Origin of the sequence: Roseateles sp. (assembly GCF_019237615.1) — a bacterium.
GTDB lineage: Bacteria > Pseudomonadota > Gammaproteobacteria > Burkholderiales > Burkholderiaceae_C > Pelomonas.
In genome coordinates, this window is the sequence record NZ_JAFAGT010000069.1 from 115,768 (window position 1) to 132,775 (window position 17,008).

Sequence of the window (17,008 nt, forward strand, 5' to 3'; positions counted from 1 at the left end):
CTCCTTCCCCGTTCGATGCCTCGTTCGCTACCGGGCTCGCGCCCGGGCGCCACGGCAGGCGTGAGCGCCGCACCACACCATGCGCCGGCCACCCTGGCCGCGCTGAGTTCGTTGATGCTCGCGCTGGCCGCAACCGGCGCGCTGGCCGCGCCGCCCGCGGCCGGCACCTCGGTTGCGATCGCGGCGACGCGGCTGGCGGCGGCGCAGGTGCCGCCTCCGGGCCCGGTGTGCTCGCGGGTCGATGTCGGGCCGCTGGTGACGGTGCCGGTGGGCAAGTCCACGCTGGTCAAGCCCACGCAACCCATCGCCCGCATCCTGCTGGGCAATCCCGACAACGCCCGCGCCGCCCGCCCGGCCGAGGCCGCGCCCAAGAAGGACGAGGCGGTCAAGGTCCCTCCCGTCGCGCAGGAAACGCGCCCGGGCGTGGCTGAGGTCGACGTGGTGCTGCTGGCCCCGACCGAGATCTATCTGCTGGGCAAGACCATAGGCTCGACCAACGTCGTGATGCTGGACCGCGCCGGCGCCTGCACTTCCTTCGACGTGGTCGTGGGCATGGATACGGCGGCGCTGCAGGAGACCCTGCATCAGCTGCTGCCGCAGGAGCCAGGCATCCGCGTCGCCGCGGCCTTCGATTCCATCGTGCTGACAGGAGAGGTCTCCGACAGCGAGTCCCTGACGCGCGCCATCGACCTGGCCAACGCCTATGTGCACGGCAATGGCAAGGAAACCAGCCCCCGCGTGGTCAACATGTTGCAGGTCGCCGCGCCCCAGCAGGTGATGCTGGAGGTCAAGGTGGCGGAAGTGTCCAAGTCGCTGCTGGACGCCTTCGGCATCGATTTCTCGCGCGCCTACGCGCCCGGCGACGGCTCCATGGTGCGTTTCCTGGGCGGCATCCTGGGTGGCGCGACAGGCGTGCTCGGGCAGATCTCGGGCACAGGGCCCAGCGGCGTGCCCTTCAGTTCGGTGGACGCCGTCGTCGGTGGCACGGTGCCGGTCAACGGGATCACCGGCGGCAACGTCACCGTCACCTACGACGCCTCCGGGCGCCCGACCTACACGACGACCTACGGGACGGTGCCGGGCCGCGGCGTGAGCAACGCCCAGCTCAACATGCAAAAGACGGACGGCCTGGTGAAGGTGCTCGCCGAGCCCACGGTGATGGCCATCAGCGGCCAGACCGGCAGCTTCCTGGCCGGCGGCAAGATCCTGATCCCGGTGGTGCAGAACAACGGCGCCGGCGGCAGCACCGTCACGCTGGAGGAGAAGGAGTTCGGCGTCTCGGTGAAGTTCACGCCCACGGTGCTGGGCGGCAGCCGCATCCATTTGCGTGTGCGACCGGAAGTCTCCGAGCTCAACGCCACCGGTGTGCAGATCAGCGCGGGTGCGCTGAACTCGGTGCTGCCATCCTTCACCTCGCGCAAGGCCGAGACCACGGTCCAGCTGATGGATGGCCAGAGCTTCGCCATCGGCGGGCTGATCAAGAACAACACCACGACCAACATCAAGGCCTTCCCCTTCCTGGGCGAGCTGCCGGTGGTGGGCGCGCTGTTCCGCAGCACGCAGTTCCAGACAGACCGCTCGGAGCTGGTCTTCGTGATCACGCCGCGCCTGGTCAAGCCACTGCCGCCCGACTACCGCCTGCCCACCGACGGGTACGTGCCGCCAACCCGCAGCGAACTCATCCTGAAGGGCCGGCTCGAGGGCAAGGCTCCGGCCGACGCACCCGCGCCGGACAAGGCCGCCGCCGCCGCCGAGCCCGCCAAGGGCGGCTTCGACAAGGAGTGACCATGAACCGCGACTCCACCCGAGGCGCCGACCGCGCGCCCTCCCTCCATCCGGCGCAACGCATCGCCGGCACCGCCACGCTGAGCGTGCTCTCCATGGCCGCAGCCCTGCTCTGCGGCTGCGCTGCCACGACGACGCCCGACACCGACCGCCACTTCGGCGAGGCCAGCCGCGCCCTCATCGCGCAGCAGGTACTGGACCCGAATGCACCCACGCGCAACGCCGCACTGACCGCGAAGACCGACGGCCGCCTGATGCGCGAGGCCGGCGGGCGCGCGCTCGACACGTACAAGGCGCCGCCGCCGACCAACATCATCAACATCGGCGTCGGCGCAGGCGGCAACGACCGCTGACGCAGCCGGGAGACCCGCCATGTCCGCCCGCCCCCCGCCGCGCCCGGCGCGCCCCGTGCGCCGCCCCCGGCACCAGTCGCGCGAGCGCTCGCTGGGCGCCGTCGCGCTGGTGGTGGCGCTGCTCCTGGCAGTGATGGTGGGCTTCCTCGGCCTGGCGGTGGACGGAGGCCGGCTCTACCTGGCCAAGACCGAGCTGCAGAACGCCGCCGATGCCTGCGCGCTGGCCGCCAGCTACGAGCTCACCGGCGCGCCCAGCATCCCCGCGGCGGCCTTCCCGCGCGCCGAGGCCGCCGGCCGCACCGTTGCCAAGCAGAACCGCGTCGGCTTCCAGGGCTCGGCCATCGTCGACGCGAACATCACCGTCGGCTTCGGCAGCTCGCTCGCGGCGGGCAGCCTGTGGAGCGCGGCCGGCGCGGCCGCGGCATCCTCGAAGTACGCGCGCTGCACGCTGACGCGCGGTGGCTTCGCGCCCTATTTCATGCGGGTGATGGGCTTTGGCGCCAGCAGCGTCACCGCCATCGCAACGGCCACGCTCACGCCGGCGCAGAGCAATTGCGCCGTGCCACTGGGTGTGTGCATGGGCACGGGCACCAGCGCCACGTCCTCGCCGCCCTTCGGCCTGACGCCGGGCGCCTGGGTCGGCGGCCGCTTCAAGGACGGGGGCGGCAACTGGAACTGGATCAATTTCAACCCGCCCGCCGGCGGCGAGGCCGTGCTCGCAGGGCTGCTCACCGGCAACGGCATGTGCTCTCTGAACATCACCACACCGGTCGGCCAGCCCGGCAACATGGGCAACGCCGCGGCCAAGGCCTGGAACTCGCGCTTCGGGCTGTACCAGACCGGCTCGACCAACGTCACCAACGCGCCGCCCGACTTCACCGGCTACGCCTACACGACGACCAACTGGCCCTCCGGCAAGAACGCAGTGGGCGACTTCATCACGCGGCGCGCCTCGCACACGCCCTACGGCAGCAGCGTCGCGGCGGGCAACAGCCTCACCGGGCTGAGCCTGAGCAACGCCTACAACCCGACGACGACCGTCGCGCAGCACACGCAGTACGGCGCCGACCGGCGCCTGGTCAGCGCGCCCATCATCGATTGCTCGGCGCTGACCGGCGGCACACACACGACCACTGTGCAGGGCTGGGCCTGCGTGCTGATGCTGCAGCCCATCGATTCGCCCAACAACCCGATGAACGTGGAGTTCATCGGCATGTCGACCGCCGCGGGCAGCCCCTGCGCCTCCTCCGGCGTGGCCGGCGACACCACCAGCGCGGGGCCCATGGTCCCGGCGCTCGTCCAGTGAGGCAGACATGGCACCCGTGCCCTCCCCCCCACCCGCCCCCGGCGCCGCGACCACCGGCCCGCGCGCGGGCCGCCGCGCGCGCTGCCGCGGTGTGGCTGCGGTGGAGCTGGGCCTGCTGATGACGCCGCTGATCCTGCTGGTCTTCGGCGCGAGCGAGCTGGGCCGCGCGGTGTTCAGCTACAACATGATCGACAAGTCGGTGCGCGACGCCGCCCGCCACCTGTCGCAGCACGGCCCTGGCGACTCGACCATCGCCGCGCAGGCGCGCTGCCTGGCCGTCTACGAAACCACCGACTGCAGCGGCACTGCGCTACTCCCCGGCCTGACGACCGCGATGGTCAACATCTGCGACGCCACGCTGTGCCCGTCGACCAACGCCAACCAGCTCACCGGCAGCGGCACGGTCAACCTCGTGACCGCCAACATCCAGAGCTACCCCTACACGTCCGTGGTCGGCTTCGTGATCCCGAGCATGAACTTCAACACCATCACGGTGACGATGAGGGCACAGCTATGACGGCCCATCGTGCGCCTGCAGCTCCCGCCACCACCGTGTGCGTCCGCGCGCAGCGTGGCGCGGCGGCGGTGGAATTCGCGCTGGTGAGCAGCCTGCTGTGCATGCTGGTGCTCGGTGCGATGGAGATGGGCCGGCTGCTGTGGACCTGGAACGCGGCGGTCGAGGCCACGCGCTACGGCGCGCGGCTGGCCGTGGTCTGCGACATGAACGACAGCCACATCAAGTCCCGAATGATCAGCCGGCTGCCGACGCTGACCACGTCCAACATCACCGTGACCTACCTCAACCCGCCCAACGCAGCCAACACCTGCACGACGGCGGACTGCAAGGCGGTGACGGTGGCGCTGACGGGCTACACGCACCACGCGATCATCCCCTTCTCGCCGCTGACACTCACGATGCCGGCCTTCGCCACCACGCTGCGCAAGGAGTACATGAGCAGCGCATCCAACGAGGTGTGCCAGTGAGAGTCAAGGTCGTCACCCCCGATGCCGCCCACGCCCGCGCGTGGACCGAGGCGCTGCACGCGGATCCGGCCTTCGCGGTTACGGCGCTGGAGAAGCCGTTGCACGACGTCAACGCCATCGTCAACGGCAGCCGGCCCGACCTGCTGCTGGCCGAGATCATGTCCACGGAAGACTTCCTGGCACTGGAGCGCCAGGCCACGCAGCATCCCGAGGTCGACGTGGTGCTGGTGGCGCCAGAACTCTCGCCCGACTTCCTGATGCGCGCGATGCGGGCCGGCGTGCGCGAAGTACTGCCCGCCGCATCGTCCGGCGATGCGGTGCTGGCCGCGCTGCGGCGGCTGCGCCGCAAGCGCGGCGCGGCGGGCGCAGTGGCCGCGCCGGAGCCGGTGCGCAACGGCGAACTGCTGGCGCTGGTGTCCTGCAAGGGCGGCAGCGGTGCGACCTTCGTCGCGGCCAACCTGGCGCACCTGCTGGCGGCCGGCGGCCGGCGTCGCGTCGCGCTGATCGACATGAACCTGCAGTTCGGCGACGCCGCGCTGTTCCTGGGTACGCAGACACCGCCCAGCCACGTCGCCGACGTGGCGCGCAACATCGCGCGCCTGGACGCCGACCTGCTGCAGTCCGCGATGGCCGAAGCCGGCCCGGGCCTGTGGGTGCTCGCCGCGCCGGAGGATCCGGCCCATGCGGCCGACGTCTCTCCCGCCCAGGTGCAGGCCATCCTGCGGCAGGCGCGCGAAAGCTTCGATTTCGTCGTGGTCGACGTGGGGCGCTCTCTCAGCGCCGCGACGCTGGCGGTGCTGGACCAGGCCGACAAGATCTTCGCGGTGCTGCAGCTGACGCTGCCCTTCATCCGCGACGGGAAGCGGCTGCGCGACCTGTTCCATTCGCTGGACTATCCGGCCGACAAGGTGCACTGGATCGTCAACCGCCATCAGAAGGACAGTCCGTTCAGCCTTGAGGACTTGCGCCGCACGATGGGCATCGCCGAGCCCATCGTGCTGCCCAACCACTATGAGGCCGTCGCTTCGGCGGTCAACCAGGGCGTGCCGGTCGAGACCATCGCGCCGGGTAGCAGCATCGCCAAGGCGCTGCGCCAGCTGGCCGCGCAAATCGCGCCCGACGCACCCGTGCCACAGCGCGGCTGGTTGTCCGGCCTGTTCCGGGGAGCATCCGCATGAAGGATTCGATGAGCTTGCGCGAGCGCCTGGGCGCCGCGACCCAGGGGTTCATGTCGCACGGCATGAACGGCGCCGACGGTCCGCCCGAGGAGACTGCCGGCGCGCCGACGCAGGCCTACCAGGCGACCAAGTCGCGCATCCATCAGCTGCTGCTGGGGCGGCTGGACCTGGAAGCCATGGACGGCCTGGGCGCAGACTCGCTCAAGGAAGAGCTGCGGCAGATGGTGGAGCGGCTGCTGTTCGAGGAGAACCTGGTCCTCAACGCCGCCGAGCGCCGCGCGCTGGTGCGCGACATCCAGTACGAGATGCTGGGCTTCGGCCCGATCGAGCCGCTGCTGGCCGACCCCACCGTGTCGGACATCCTGGTCAATACGCATGCGCAGGTCTACGTCGAGCGCCGCGGCCGGCTGGAGCTCACCGACGTGCGTTTCGCCGACGACGAGCACCTGATGAAGATCATCGACAAGATCGTCTCGCGCATCGGCCGGCGAGTCGACGAATCCAGCCCGATGGTCGATGCACGGATGCCGGATGGCTCGCGCGTCAATGCCATCATTCCGCCGCTGGCGATCGACGGTCCCGTCCTCTCGATCCGGCGCTTTGCCGCCGTGCCGCTGAGGGCCGAGAACCTGATCGAGTTCCGCTCGATGTCCCCCGAGATGGCGCAGTTCCTGGCCGCGCTGTCGCAGGCGCGCGCCAACATCCTGATCTCCGGCGGCACTGGCTCCGGCAAGACCACCCTGCTCAACATCCTGAGCGCCGCCATCCCGCCCAGCGAGCGCATCGAGACGGTCGAGGACGCCGCCGAGCTGCAGTTGCAGCAACCCCATGTGGTGCGACTGGAGACGCGCCCGCCCAACATCGAGGGGCGAGGCGAAGTGGCGCAGCGCGCCCTGGTACGCAATGCGCTGCGCATGCGGCCGGACCGCATCATCCTGGGCGAGACCCGAGGCGCGGAGGCGCTGGACATGCTGCAGGCGATGAACACCGGCCATGAGGGCTCGATGACCACGGTGCATGCCAACACACCCCGCGACGCGCTGGCGCGGCTGGAGAGCATGATCGCGATGGCCGGTGTGGACCTGCCGGCCAAGGCCGCACGCGCCCAGATCGCCTACGCGATCGGCGTGATCGTGCAGGCCAACCGGCTATCCGACGGCACCCGCAAGATCACCAGCATCCAGGAGCTGACCGGCATGGAGGGCGACACCGTCTCGCTGCAGGAGATCTTCAGCTTCAAGCAGACCGGAGTTGCCGCCAACGGCGCGGTGCAGGGCTACTTCAGCGCCTCCGGCGTGCGCCCGCGCTGCTGGGACCGGCTGAGCGCGCGTGGCGTCGAGCTGTCGCAGACCCTGTTCGTGCCACACCGCCTGGATGTCTGAAGGAGCCCGCATCATGGACCTGAGCCTGATCCTGTTCGCGGCGCTGGCCTTCCTGGCCGTGGTGCTGAGCCTCGAGGGCGCCTACAACCTCTGGGCCTCGCGGCACAGCGCCGAGGCGCGCCGCGTTGCCGCCCGGCTGGCCGCACTGGCCGGCGATTTGCCGGCCGGCGGTGGCGCTGCCTCCAGCATCGCGCGCGCCCAGCAGCCCGAACGGCTGCCGCGCCTGAATGCGCTGCTGGCCCAGTTCGGCCCGGGTCAGCGCCTGCGCCGGCTGGTCAATGCCGCGGCACTGTCGAGCTCGCCAGCCGAGCTGCTGCTGCTGTCGCTGGCGCTGGGCGCCTGCGGCCTGCTGCTGCCGCGGCTGCTGGGCAAGCCTCCGACTTTTGGCCTGGTGCTGGCCCTGGTGCTGGCGGCACTGCCCTGGTGGCGCGTAGCCAAGCAGGCTCGCGAGCGGGTGGCGCGCATCGAACGCCAGTTTCCCGATGCGCTGGACCTGATGAGCCGCGCGATGCGCGCCGGCCATGCCTTCCCTTCCGCGGTTCGCATGGTGGCCGACGAGATCGCGCCGCCGCTGGCGCGCGACTTCCGCATCCTGTTCGACGAGATGAATTACGGCGTGCCGGCCAACGAGGCGCTGGCGCGCCTTGCTGTGCGCCTGCCCATCGCCGATGTCAGCTACTTCGTCGTCGCGGTGATGATCCAGCGCGAGTCCGGCGGCAACCTGGCCGAGCTGCTCGACAAGATCGCGGCCCTGGTGCGCGAGCGGCTCAAGCTGCTGGGCGAGATCCGCACCCTGTCCGCCGAGGGCCGCCTCTCCGCCATCATCCTGACCGCCCTGCCCTTCGGGGTCGGCCTGGTCGTGAACATCGTCAACCCGGAGTTCATGGCTGTGCTGTGGACCGATCCGCTGGGCCTGCGCATGGTCGCGGTGGCGCTGTTCATGATGGCCGCCGGCATCCTGTGGATGCGCAAGATCATCCGCATCCGCGTCTGAGCGAGGGAGAAGCGCCATGTCCATGCTGCAGCTGCTGATACTGGCCCTGATCTTCGTGCTGGTGACGCTCGGCGTGCTGGGTCTGACTGCGCTGCTACGGCCCGACCCGGCGCGCCAGCGTCTGCAGGAGCTGGGCGCGGGGGGGGCACGGCAGCGCGCCCCGGCCGGCGAGCGTCTGATGCGGCTGATCGCCGACCTGACCCGCCCGATCGGTCGCCTCTCCATGCCCGAGGAGGGTTTCGAGAAGTCCAGCATCAAGCTGCGCTTCGTACATGCCGGCATCCGCAGCCCCATCGCCGCCTCGGCCTTCTTCGGCCTGAAGACGCTGTTGACCCTGGGCCTGCCCCTGCTCGGTTTCGCGCTGCTGGAGATGAGCGGCGACGCGCCGCGCGGCGACGGCATGATGCTGCTCCTGCTGCTGCTAGCCGCGCTCGGGTACTACGGCCCGAACCTGGTGCTGGCTCGCATGGTCAAGCTGCGCCAGCGCGAGATCTTCGAGGCCTTCCCGGACGCGCTGGACCTGATGACCGTATGCATGGAGGCGGGCCTGGGCACCGAGGCCGCGATGCTGCGCGTTGCCGACGACTTGCAGCTCAAGAGCGCCGCGCTGGCCGACGAGATGCGGTTGGTGAACCTGGAGTTGCGTGCCGGCGCCGACCGCGAGCGCGCACTGCGCAATCTGGCGATCCGCACCGGCGTCGAGGAGGTGGACGGCTTCGTCACGATGATCGGCCAGGCCGAACGCTTCGGCACCAGCATCGCCGCCTCGCTGCGCATCCATGCCGAGATGCTGCGCACGCGCCGCCGCCAGCGCGCCGAGGAGGCTGCCGCCAAGATCGCGCTGAAGCTGCTGTTTCCGCTGATTTTCTGCATCTTCCCCTCGCTGATGGTCGTGCTGATGGGGCCGGCCATGATCCAGATCTACCGCGTGCTGCTGCCGACCATGAGCGGCGGCAACTGAAACGGAGGCCGGCCATGCGTGTCCAAGCCAAGTTCGCCCCGCCCGCGGCCCTGCCGATCAGGGCGCCCGCGCCGCCCCGGAAGCGGACCGCCGTCGTCAAGCCGGCCCGGCCGCGTCCCATGCACCGTGGCGTGGGCGGCCTGGTCCTGCTGGCCGGCGCGCTGCTGGCCGGCTGCGCCGCGCTGGAGCCCAGCCTGGGCAAGAACTGGTGGAAGGTCGAGCCGCTCTATCGCGTGCAGGACAGCCCGCTGCCGGCCCAGGCCTATCTGGCGCTGGGTCGCTATTTCGATGGCAGTCGCGACTGGGAACGTGCGGCCGGCGCCTACCGCCGTGCGCTGGCGCGCGAGCCGGAGCTGGTCGAGGCCTATGACGGCCTGGGTCAGGCCCTGGCCCACCTGGGCCGGCTCGACGAGGCCGAGGCCGCGCTACGCCATGCGCTGGCGCTGGCTCCGCAGCGCCAGCGCCTGCAAAACAACCTGGCCTATGTGCTGATGCTGGCGGGCCGCCCCGCCGAGGCGCTGGGGCCGCTGCGCGACGTGCTCGCGCGCGATCCCGGCAATGCGATTGCCCAGGCCAATCTGCAGGAGGCCACGGCGCGCCTGACGCTGGCCTCCCGACCGGAGCCAGCCGCGCAAACAGTCGCCGACCCGGCCGCACCGGTCATGCTTGCCTCCCAGGCCGCCACCGAAACGCGCGACAGGTCGCCCGACACGGAGCTGGCGCAGGCCGCGATTGGCGCAGCCGACATGCCGTCGCATTTCAGCCTGGAGGTCAGCAACGGCAACGGCATTGCCGGCATGGCCGGGCGCGTTGGGCAGCGGCTGACGACGCTGGGTCTGCCCCGCGCGCGGCTGAGCAACCAGTTGCCCTACGCCGAGGCCCGGACCGTGCTGCAGTACCGCACGGGTCAGGAGGCCGCAGCGCAGCGCGTGGCCCTCGCCCTGCCTGACGGCGTGGCCGCCGGCACTCGCCTGCAACCAGGACTGCGCAGCGACGTGCGGCTGCTGCTCGGCCAGGACTGGCCGCGGACTTCGCCCTGCCGCGCCGCCACTGGCGGCTGCTGAAGCGTCTCTACCGTTGAATGGGGCGGGGCGATTACGTCGCTTTGCGCCCCCCGAAATGCAAATGCGGCGGCGCAGTTCGACCTTCAGCTCCCGAAGCCTGGCCTGCGTGCGATCCCGTCGTGTGTGGCGCTGAAGCTGGAAAGCTCCCCACCGTGGCATACCGCAGATGAACGTTGACCCCAGGAAGCTGAATGTTTCCTGGTCTACCAACCCCGCAACGCCAGCGTGCCGGCCGGGCTCAATCCGCAGCGTCGCCGTCCGCACGCATCAGTGCGGGGATGCCCCGCGTGCCGTGCAAGACGCGCCCCACATCGATGTGTTCCTCGCGCTCCAGATAGCACACGACGTGCGGGTAGCGCGTGAGCAATGGGATGGACGCCCCACCCGTAGACGGCACCTATGGATGGTGGGCATTGCAGACAGACGGCGCACCATGGGCCACATCCCCTGACCACCCCCCCACAACGTCTCTAAACAACTGCCAAAGCAGCCTTTTAGCACCTTGCGCCCCTGTTAACCGAAAACAACCACCAAACCATCCGAAATAGATCTTCGAGCAGTACGAATGCGTATAATCCCGCCAAACCAGGAGAGATGATGCGCAAGGTGAAGTCTGAGCCTTTTCCCGCGCCGCTGATCCGAGACGCCGCAGCCTTTGGCCAAGCCGTTCGCGCCGCCCGCACCAGCGCTGGCATCAGCCTGGAAGCAGCCGCTCAGGCCCTAGACATCAGCAAGGCTACGCTCAGCGACCTGGAAAGCGGCAAAGGCACCGTCGCGCTCGGCACTGCCCTGCGTGTGGCGCGGGACCTTGGCACAGCCGTGTTCGCCACGCCGCTGACCGTCAAATTCGAAGCTGCCACCTTGCTGCAGGATTTGCGCAAGGCGCAGCCCACCCCCTGGGGTGGCATAGAGGCAGAGCAACCCGCCCCACTCAACGCGCCGATCGACCGTGAGCGTCCCGCATGATCCAGCTCGCCATCTGGGCCGGCAGTGACCGCGTCGGCACGTTGTCTCACGACGCGCCGAACAATCTCTTCGATTTCAGCTACGCAGAGACTTGGCCGCAGTCGCCTCGCAACTTCCCTCTGAGCCCGCAGATGCCGATGTTCGCCGCCACCCACGCGACGGGCGCCAAAGCATTTGGCGAGCTGCCCGTGGCGACGCGCTCGGCCATCGCCCGCGCCTTCTTCCAGAACCTGCTGCCCGAGGGCCAGGCGCTCGAAGTGGCCGCCCAGGCCAACGGCGTGGCCCGCGGCAATCTCGCCGGGCTGCTAGTGGCACTAGGAGCCGAGACTGCAGGGGCGCTACGCGTCACGCTGGCCGACGGCACATCGCCGACCGCATCCGACGCGCCGCGCCTGCGCCCACTGCCTCTGGCCGAACTGAGCGCGCGCATCCGCAACCGCCCCGAGCAGCCCTTCGCGATCTGGGACGGCAAGGTGCGCCTGTCGATTGCCGGCCTGCAGGACAAGATCGCCGTCTACGAGGACGCGGGGGCTCTCTTCCTCGCCAACGGCGACGGTTTTGCCTCCACCGTGATCCTCAAGCCGGCGCCGGCAGCCCCTCGCCTCGCCGACCTGCCGGCCATCGAGCACACGTGCATGCAACTGGCCGCCGCCGCAGGCATCGCCACCGCCAAAACGCGACTGCTGCACGTGCCCGAGCCCGTGCTGCTCGTTGAGCGCTTCGACAGACGGCGCAGTAGCGACGGCCGCATCGATCGCCTACACATCATCGACGCCTGCCAAGCCCTGGGGCTCGCGCCAGAGCTCAAGTACGAGCGCGCCTACGGCGACCAGGAGGCCGTGAAGCACCTGCGCGACGGCGCCTCCCTCTCGCGCCTTTTCGGCCTTGCCGAGCTCAGCCCTGCGCCCCTGGCAATGCGCAACCATTTGCTGGACCGCCTGCTCTTCAATGTCCTCACCGGCAATACAGACGCCCATGGCAAGAACTGGTCCTTCTTCGTCGGCCCGCAAGCCGGCCTACTGACCCTGGCCCCGGCCTACGACCTGGTCGACGTCGAGTCCGTTGCCCACGAGCACATGAGCACCAGTTTCGCCATGGGCATAGGCGATGCTTTCACACCCGAGGAACTCACGCCGTTCGAATGGGCCAGCATGGCCGTGCAGTGCAAGGTCGCCCCCCGCCACCTCGCCACACGTCTGAAGGCTTTGAGCTTGATGTTGCCTCGGCTGCTCCGTGATGCCCGCACCACCCTGGAGCAGCAAGGCGTGCCGGCCGATGTGCTGGCGAGCATGGAGGATCGGCTGCAGGGGCGCTGTGAAAAAGTGTCGTCCAGGGCGGACGACATCACTCGTGTGCCCAAGGATCTGCTTTGACCGGCCACGACGTTCAGATCAAAACCCTCGTCGGCCGCAGCGGTATGAGCGCCCCATGCTCACCTGCCACGCAGTCCTTCACCCCCGCAACTGTGCGTCATGCCACTTCAGCGGCCGGTCCAGCTTCCGGCGGGACGGGGTGCGTTGTCTAAGGTCAAAAGGCTTCACGCCCGTACGTACCGGTCAGCTTGGACGCGGGCCGAGCGACGAGGCGACCCCCCTCAACGACCACGCCGCCCCTGCTGGCCCTATGCGCAAGAAAAAAGGCGCTAAGTGATTGATTCACCTAGTGTCGTGAGTTGGAAGTTCGCAAACAAAATCGCTCGATGCTGGCAAGGATGTCGTCGGCGGACTTGGCCCACGTAAAGGGCCTGGGGTTGGCGTTGTTCAGCTCGAGGTATTGATGAATGGCCTGCTCCAGCTGGCGCGTCGAGCGATGTGTGCCGCGTCGGATGTATTGCGTGGTCAGGGTTGAGAACCAGCGCTCAACCTGGTTGAGCCAGGACGCCGATGTTGGCGTGAAGTGCGCATGGAATCGTGGATGCCGGGCGAGCCAGTTGCGAATCGTCGGCGTCTTGTGAGTGCCGTAGTTGTCCATCACCAGGTGGATCTCCAACTCGCCGGGCACGTTGGCTTCGATGGTGCGCAGGAACTGCAGGAATTCGGCGCTGCGGTGGCGCCGATGCGTCTCACCGATGACCTCGCCGGTGGCGATGCCGGCGCGCATGTCCAGTGGCGCCGTCGCGAGCCACACGGCGTCGATGCGGATCAACGCAGCAGCTCGCGCATCCAGGCTGCACACGCATCGGCAGCGCTCGCTGGCCACGTCAGAGCGATGGTGGTCGAGCCGCGGCGGACCTCAACGCGGATGGGCTCAGCGCCTGGCGCGGGTGGCGCCGGCATCGGGAACGCGATGAAGCCAACAGGCTTCTCGCTGATGGTCACAGCGTCGATAGGAGGCTGAGCCCTCTCATGGACCCAGCGCCGCAGCAGATTGGCGTTGATGCCATGAGCCATCGCCACAGCGGCCATCGAGACGCCCGGTTGCTGCGCGGCTTGCACGGCCTGCGCCTTGAACTCGTCGCTGTGAACTCGCCTTCGGCGGCCTGGCGCTGCTTGGTCCATAGTGCGTACGTACCCATCAAGTCGTTGATGGATACGAGCATCCTAGGCACGGCTCAGCGGATCAACATGACTTGCCAGGACGCTTACGCCGTTGCTGGCAATGTCGTGGCTCTTCGCAAACTCGGCGCGTGGACCCGGTGTGAGGCAGACGTCCTCCTAGGCTAATCCGCTCCCGCCCGGCGTCGAGCTAACTTCCCCTCAATCGCTTCAACTAAGGCAGCTGCGGGCTTGCCGAAAGCAGCGGAGCACTTCAGCAAGACTGCGAGAGACGGCTGACGTTCGCCTCTTTCGAGTTTGCCGTAGTACGAGCGATCAATGCCGGCCAGAAGGGCGAATGCGTCCTGAGCAAGCTCGAGTTCAAGTCGCCATGCGCGAAGGACTTCGCCGCAGGCGCCCGCGACAACTGGGTCGAATGAATCGGCGCGTGCGACTGATTGGACTCGCGCGCGGCTATCAGGGAGGTTTTTTGGGGCCACCCATTCAGCTTCCCAGGTGATCCATCTAGTGGGCCACGGCATATATGCCGTAAACTTGATGTGCGCATGGTTGCGCCGATGGAGAGATCGATGTCACATTTCTTCTGGAAAACCAGCGATTGGTTCAGCCGCTCGCTCTGCTGCCGATACTTGGTCGTCCGCTTCGGCAAGCTCAGCCTCCCGACGCTGAAGGATGGATTCGTCGAGGCTGCCGTATGGCACTGGGCCATCGGATTCTTCAGAGACGGCCAGTTCGAGGTGCTTGGTGCCTGGCGTGACGAAGGCGAGGGGACCGCCCTGCGCATTGCCACCAACCTCCACGACCGCGGCATCGAACGCCTCAACGCGGCCGCCGCAGAAGATGGCCTTCTCGGAGCGATACGCGGCCTGCACCCCAAGGTCTGCAGGAACACCACGGCCGAGTTGGTTGCGTCCGACATCTTGGGCCCGCGCATGCGGCGTGCGGTTCGTTGGACCGAAGTCGCCGGGCAGCGTCTGCAAAGCCGCATGTCTGGTGCGGCAAAGCGCGCCGGGCCGTTCGCCGATGAAGCCGCTGCCGCCGACTTCATCGCCAAGGCGTTCCAAAGGTTGAACCGTGATCTGCTTGAAGACAGGTGGGAGCGCCTGGATCGCAAGCGCTCGGCGCTGTTCGGCCAAGATGCCTTTGCGGCCTACAGAGCCGGCGCGGCCTGACCGCCATGTCAGCCCGCCTGTTGCCGAACTGGCAGGACATCCTGGCGCGTGCGCGAGGCGTGCTGCGCCGTCGTGGCCGAACCGAGCACGAGGCGGAAGACCTGGTGCAGGAAGCATGGCTGCGCCTGGTCCGGTATGAGGACGAGAAGCAACCCCTCGAGCAACCTGAAGCGTTCCTGATGCGCGCGGCGCTGAATCTCTCGCATGATGCCTACCGCACGAGCGTGAGCCGCGGCGAGCACGTGGTGCTTGAAGAGGCTGTACTGATTGATACCGCCCCGTCAGCCGAGTCCATGGTGCTCGCCAGGGAGCGCATGGCTCGCCTGAGCGTGGGGTTGAGCCGCCTGACAGACAGGACACGCGACATCTTCCTGGCGCACCGACTCGACGGGTTGTCTCAAGTCGAGATTGCCAAGCTCCATGGTCTCAACGTCGCGACCGTCCAGCAGCACATCGCCAGGGCCACGCTGCGGCTGGCCAGCTGGATGGAGGGTTGGTAGCCGTGCCACCGCCGCTGGCGCCCGCCGCGCCGGGCGCGCGCGATGAGTCGCCCGTCACCGCGCGGCTCGTGCAGCGCACCGCGTTGGCCGAGGGCATCCATGCCATGCCGCGCGATGCACGGCCCACCCTGCACGGCGACAACGGCTCCACGCTCAAGGCCACCACGGTGTTGGCGATGCTGTACTGGCTGGGCGTGAAGCCCTCGTACTCACGGCCTCGCGTGAGCGACGACAACGCCTACGCCGAATCGCTGTTCCGCACGGCCAAATACCGCCCCGAGTTCCCGGATACAGGCTTCGCTGACCTGCAGGCGGCTCGGGAGTGGGCGCACTGATTCGTGCATTGGTACAACCACGAGCATCGACACAGCGGCATCCGATACGTCAGCCCAGCCCAGCGTCATGCCGGAGACGATGCCGCGATCCTCGCGGCTCGGCACGAGCTCTACGTTCAGGCGCGTGCGCGCCATCCGGCCCGATGGTCAGGCGACACGCGCAACTGGACGCCCATCGGCGCCGTGACCTTGAATCCGGAGCGCGATGCCGTCGTCCAGGCGCACTCGCAAGGGAGCAGAAAACAGCAAATAGTTGGCCCAGAAGATATGAACCTCATCCCAGGCTGACTCGACGACCAGCACATCACCGCTCAGTTCCATGGTCAGGGCCAGGGGAATCTCGGTCGCTTCTTCCGTTAGTTGCTGGGCGTGCTCCGCCAGCGAGCGGAAGCAGCCGCAATAGCGTTCGGTGGCGGTTTCGCGGGCTTCATCCATGTCGCCAACCTGATCGAGCAGCGCCGCCCCGAACGCCGGGAACTCTTCAAGAAATGCAGCCACGGCTTGCACCTCTTCGATGCCTGCGTACTCGTGCACGCGGTAGCTGCCGAAGCCCTCAAAGTCGTGGATCGCGTACTCCTCAGCATCGGGCACCGGTGAACGCGCCAACATGGCGCTGATCTGTTCTTGCATCGCGTTCACATCCTGGGACGCATCGATCCAGACGCCGTGAAGATGACCGGCGTTGTAGGCGGCGAGATCCGCCACATAGATGCGGATGGCTTGGCTGGCGGTATAGGGCTTGGCTTGCATGGCGGTCTTCCTTCCAAATCGGCTGTTGAGGCGCAGCACTGCTCTGTGCTGGGCCTCTGGCCGTCGCCGAGACCGGGGAGGAAAGGAGCAAGGGGCACGGGCGCGGAGGGGGATCGCCCAGCCTGCACGACCGCAGGGAGGAAGGCTGGGGAGACCGTGCCCTTGGCGAAGCTTCACCCCTTGATCCGCGCCAGGGCCAGCGCCCCTTAGCCGTCTCGCTCCTCGGGCTGGCGTCTGCGTCACTTGGCCGCCAACCCGCATGGGAAAGGGATCGTCACCCGAAAGGGCTGAGACCGGCGCAGCAGGGCTCAGGGCGCAGAGCGGCCAGAGCCCGGCCCTGGTGCGACGCACAAAGGGTCGCCCGCTTGTTTCTTCTTGCGTGATATCCATAATATGGATATTTTGTGTGCATAGCTTTGCGCCAGGAGGCCGCCATGACCATGCACATCAACCTGTCGCCCGAGATGGAGAACTTCATCAAGGGCAAAGTCGCAACCGGCTTCTATGGCAACGCCACGGAAGTCATCCGTGATGCGGTACGCCGGATGCAGGCAGAGGAACTGCGCACTCGTGCCTGGCAGGCGGCCATCAAGCAGGGAGACGACGAACTCGACCGCGGTGAAGGTGTCCCGTACACCCCGGCGGCCACCCAAACTCCCCCACTGATGGCCACCCCAAATTCCCCCACCCCGGCGCCGTCGCGATGACGAGCTGAGGTCGCCGCACGCGGCGCCGGGCTGACCCGGCAGGACGTTACTTTGCGCCCCCTCTGAAGCCGAGGGA

18 protein-coding genes and 2 pseudogenes are annotated in these 17,008 nt (G+C 68.3%); 16 read left to right on the plus strand and 4 right to left on the minus strand.

The window, feature by feature from the left end; genetic code table 11:
• Positions 1 to 60: 60 nt before the first annotated feature.
• The 12 genes from JOY88_RS14335 (at position 61) to JOY88_RS14390 (ending at position 12,346) form a co-directional block, all read left to right on the plus strand.
• The gene (locus JOY88_RS14335) at positions 61 to 1,785 is read left to right on the plus strand and encodes a type II and III secretion system protein family protein (RefSeq protein ID WP_293503307.1); all 1,725 of its coding nucleotides are present in this window, start codon (positions 61 to 63) and stop codon (positions 1,783 to 1,785) included.
• A 2-nt stretch (positions 1,786 to 1,787) separates the two neighbouring features.
• Positions 1,788 to 2,138 (plus strand): hypothetical protein, encoded by a 351-nt coding sequence (locus JOY88_RS14340; protein ID WP_293503308.1) that lies wholly within the window; start codon positions 1,788 to 1,790, stop codon positions 2,136 to 2,138.
• Between the two features lie 19 nt (positions 2,139 to 2,157).
• A complete protein-coding gene (locus tag JOY88_RS14345) occupies positions 2,158 to 3,444 on the plus strand; it encodes a pilus assembly protein TadG-related protein (protein WP_293503309.1) in 1,287 nt (428 codons plus the stop codon).
• 16 nt (positions 3,445 to 3,460) lie between these two features.
• Positions 3,461 to 3,961, plus strand: a complete 501-nt coding sequence (locus JOY88_RS14350; protein WP_293503310.1) for a TadE/TadG family type IV pilus assembly protein — start codon at positions 3,461 to 3,463, stop codon at positions 3,959 to 3,961.
• Complete coding sequence (locus JOY88_RS14355; RefSeq protein WP_293503311.1) at positions 3,958 to 4,428, plus strand: TadE/TadG family type IV pilus assembly protein; 471 nt, start codon at positions 3,958 to 3,960, stop codon at positions 4,426 to 4,428. Before JOY88_RS14350 ends, JOY88_RS14355 begins: the two co-directional genes overlap by 4 nt.
• Complete coding sequence (locus tag JOY88_RS14360) at positions 4,425 to 5,606, plus strand: CpaE/TadZ family protein (RefSeq protein WP_293503312.1); 1,182 nt, start codon at positions 4,425 to 4,427, stop codon at positions 5,604 to 5,606. The genes JOY88_RS14355 and JOY88_RS14360 overlap by 4 nt, the downstream gene beginning before the upstream one ends.
• A gap of 8 nt (positions 5,607 to 5,614) precedes the next feature.
• Entirely contained in the window at positions 5,615 to 6,988 is a 1,374-nt protein-coding gene (locus JOY88_RS14365; RefSeq protein WP_524539223.1) for an ATPase, T2SS/T4P/T4SS family, read from the plus strand.
• A 13-nt stretch (positions 6,989 to 7,001) separates the two neighbouring features.
• Positions 7,002 to 7,982: a type II secretion system F family protein gene (locus tag JOY88_RS14370; protein ID WP_293503313.1), complete on the plus strand. Its 981-nt coding sequence runs from the start codon at positions 7,002 to 7,004 to the stop codon at positions 7,980 to 7,982.
• Positions 7,983 to 7,998: 16 nt separating this feature from the next.
• Entirely contained in the window at positions 7,999 to 8,943 is a 945-nt protein-coding gene (locus JOY88_RS14375) for a type II secretion system F family protein (protein ID WP_293503314.1), read from the plus strand.
• Positions 8,944 to 8,957: 14 nt separating this feature from the next.
• On the plus strand, positions 8,958 to 10,007 hold the full coding sequence (locus tag JOY88_RS14380) for a LytR C-terminal domain-containing protein (RefSeq protein ID WP_293503315.1): 1,050 nt from the start codon (positions 8,958 to 8,960) through the stop codon (positions 10,005 to 10,007).
• Positions 10,008 to 10,604: 597 nt separating this feature from the next.
• On the plus strand, positions 10,605 to 10,973 hold the full coding sequence (locus tag JOY88_RS14385; protein ID WP_293503316.1) for a helix-turn-helix domain-containing protein: 369 nt from the start codon (positions 10,605 to 10,607) through the stop codon (positions 10,971 to 10,973).
• On the plus strand, positions 10,970 to 12,346 hold the full coding sequence (locus JOY88_RS14390; RefSeq protein ID WP_293503317.1) for a HipA domain-containing protein: 1,377 nt from the start codon (positions 10,970 to 10,972) through the stop codon (positions 12,344 to 12,346). Before JOY88_RS14385 ends, JOY88_RS14390 begins: the two co-directional genes overlap by 4 nt.
• A 286-nt stretch (positions 12,347 to 12,632) precedes the next feature.
• On the opposite strand, the pseudogene JOY88_RS14395 reads toward JOY88_RS14390, so the two are convergent.
• The 3 genes and pseudogenes from JOY88_RS14395 to JOY88_RS23110 form a co-directional block, all read right to left on the minus strand.
• Positions 12,633 to 13,064: pseudogene (locus tag JOY88_RS14395) on the minus strand (IS630 family transposase); the annotation flags it as partial.
• 50 nt (positions 13,065 to 13,114) lie between these two features.
• Positions 13,115 to 13,471 (minus strand): transposase, encoded by a 357-nt coding sequence (locus tag JOY88_RS14400; protein WP_293503318.1) that lies wholly within the window; start codon positions 13,469 to 13,471, stop codon positions 13,115 to 13,117.
• Between the two features lie 161 nt (positions 13,472 to 13,632).
• Positions 13,633 to 13,989, minus strand: coding sequence for a helix-turn-helix domain-containing protein (locus JOY88_RS23110; RefSeq protein WP_367269802.1), 357 nt, complete (start codon positions 13,987 to 13,989; stop codon positions 13,633 to 13,635).
• Between the two features lie 48 nt (positions 13,990 to 14,037).
• On the opposite strand from JOY88_RS23110, the gene JOY88_RS14405 reads away from it, so the two are divergent.
• The 3 genes and pseudogenes from JOY88_RS14405 to JOY88_RS14415 form a co-directional block, all read left to right on the plus strand.
• Positions 14,038 to 14,640, plus strand: coding sequence for a transposase (locus JOY88_RS14405; RefSeq protein WP_293503319.1), 603 nt, complete (start codon positions 14,038 to 14,040; stop codon positions 14,638 to 14,640).
• Positions 14,641 to 14,645: 5 nt separating this feature from the next.
• Complete coding sequence (locus tag JOY88_RS14410) at positions 14,646 to 15,140, plus strand: RNA polymerase sigma factor (RefSeq protein ID WP_293503320.1); 495 nt, start codon at positions 14,646 to 14,648, stop codon at positions 15,138 to 15,140.
• Positions 15,141 to 15,205: 65 nt separating this feature from the next.
• A pseudogene (locus JOY88_RS14415) lies at positions 15,206 to 15,700 on the plus strand (integrase core domain-containing protein); the annotation flags it as partial.
• On the opposite strand, the gene JOY88_RS23115 reads toward JOY88_RS14415, so the two are convergent.
• Positions 15,623 to 16,615: an antirestriction protein ArdA gene (locus JOY88_RS23115; RefSeq protein ID WP_367269803.1), complete on the minus strand. Its 993-nt coding sequence runs from the start codon at positions 16,613 to 16,615 to the stop codon at positions 15,623 to 15,625. The pseudogene JOY88_RS14415 and the gene JOY88_RS23115 overlap by 78 nt on opposite strands.
• 44 nt (positions 16,616 to 16,659) lie before the next feature.
• Between JOY88_RS23115 and JOY88_RS14425 the strand changes: the two genes are divergently transcribed.
• On the plus strand, positions 16,660 to 16,932 hold the full coding sequence (locus JOY88_RS14425; RefSeq protein WP_293503322.1) for a type II toxin-antitoxin system ParD family antitoxin: 273 nt from the start codon (positions 16,660 to 16,662) through the stop codon (positions 16,930 to 16,932).
• The last annotated feature ends 76 nt before the right edge of the window (positions 16,933 to 17,008 follow it).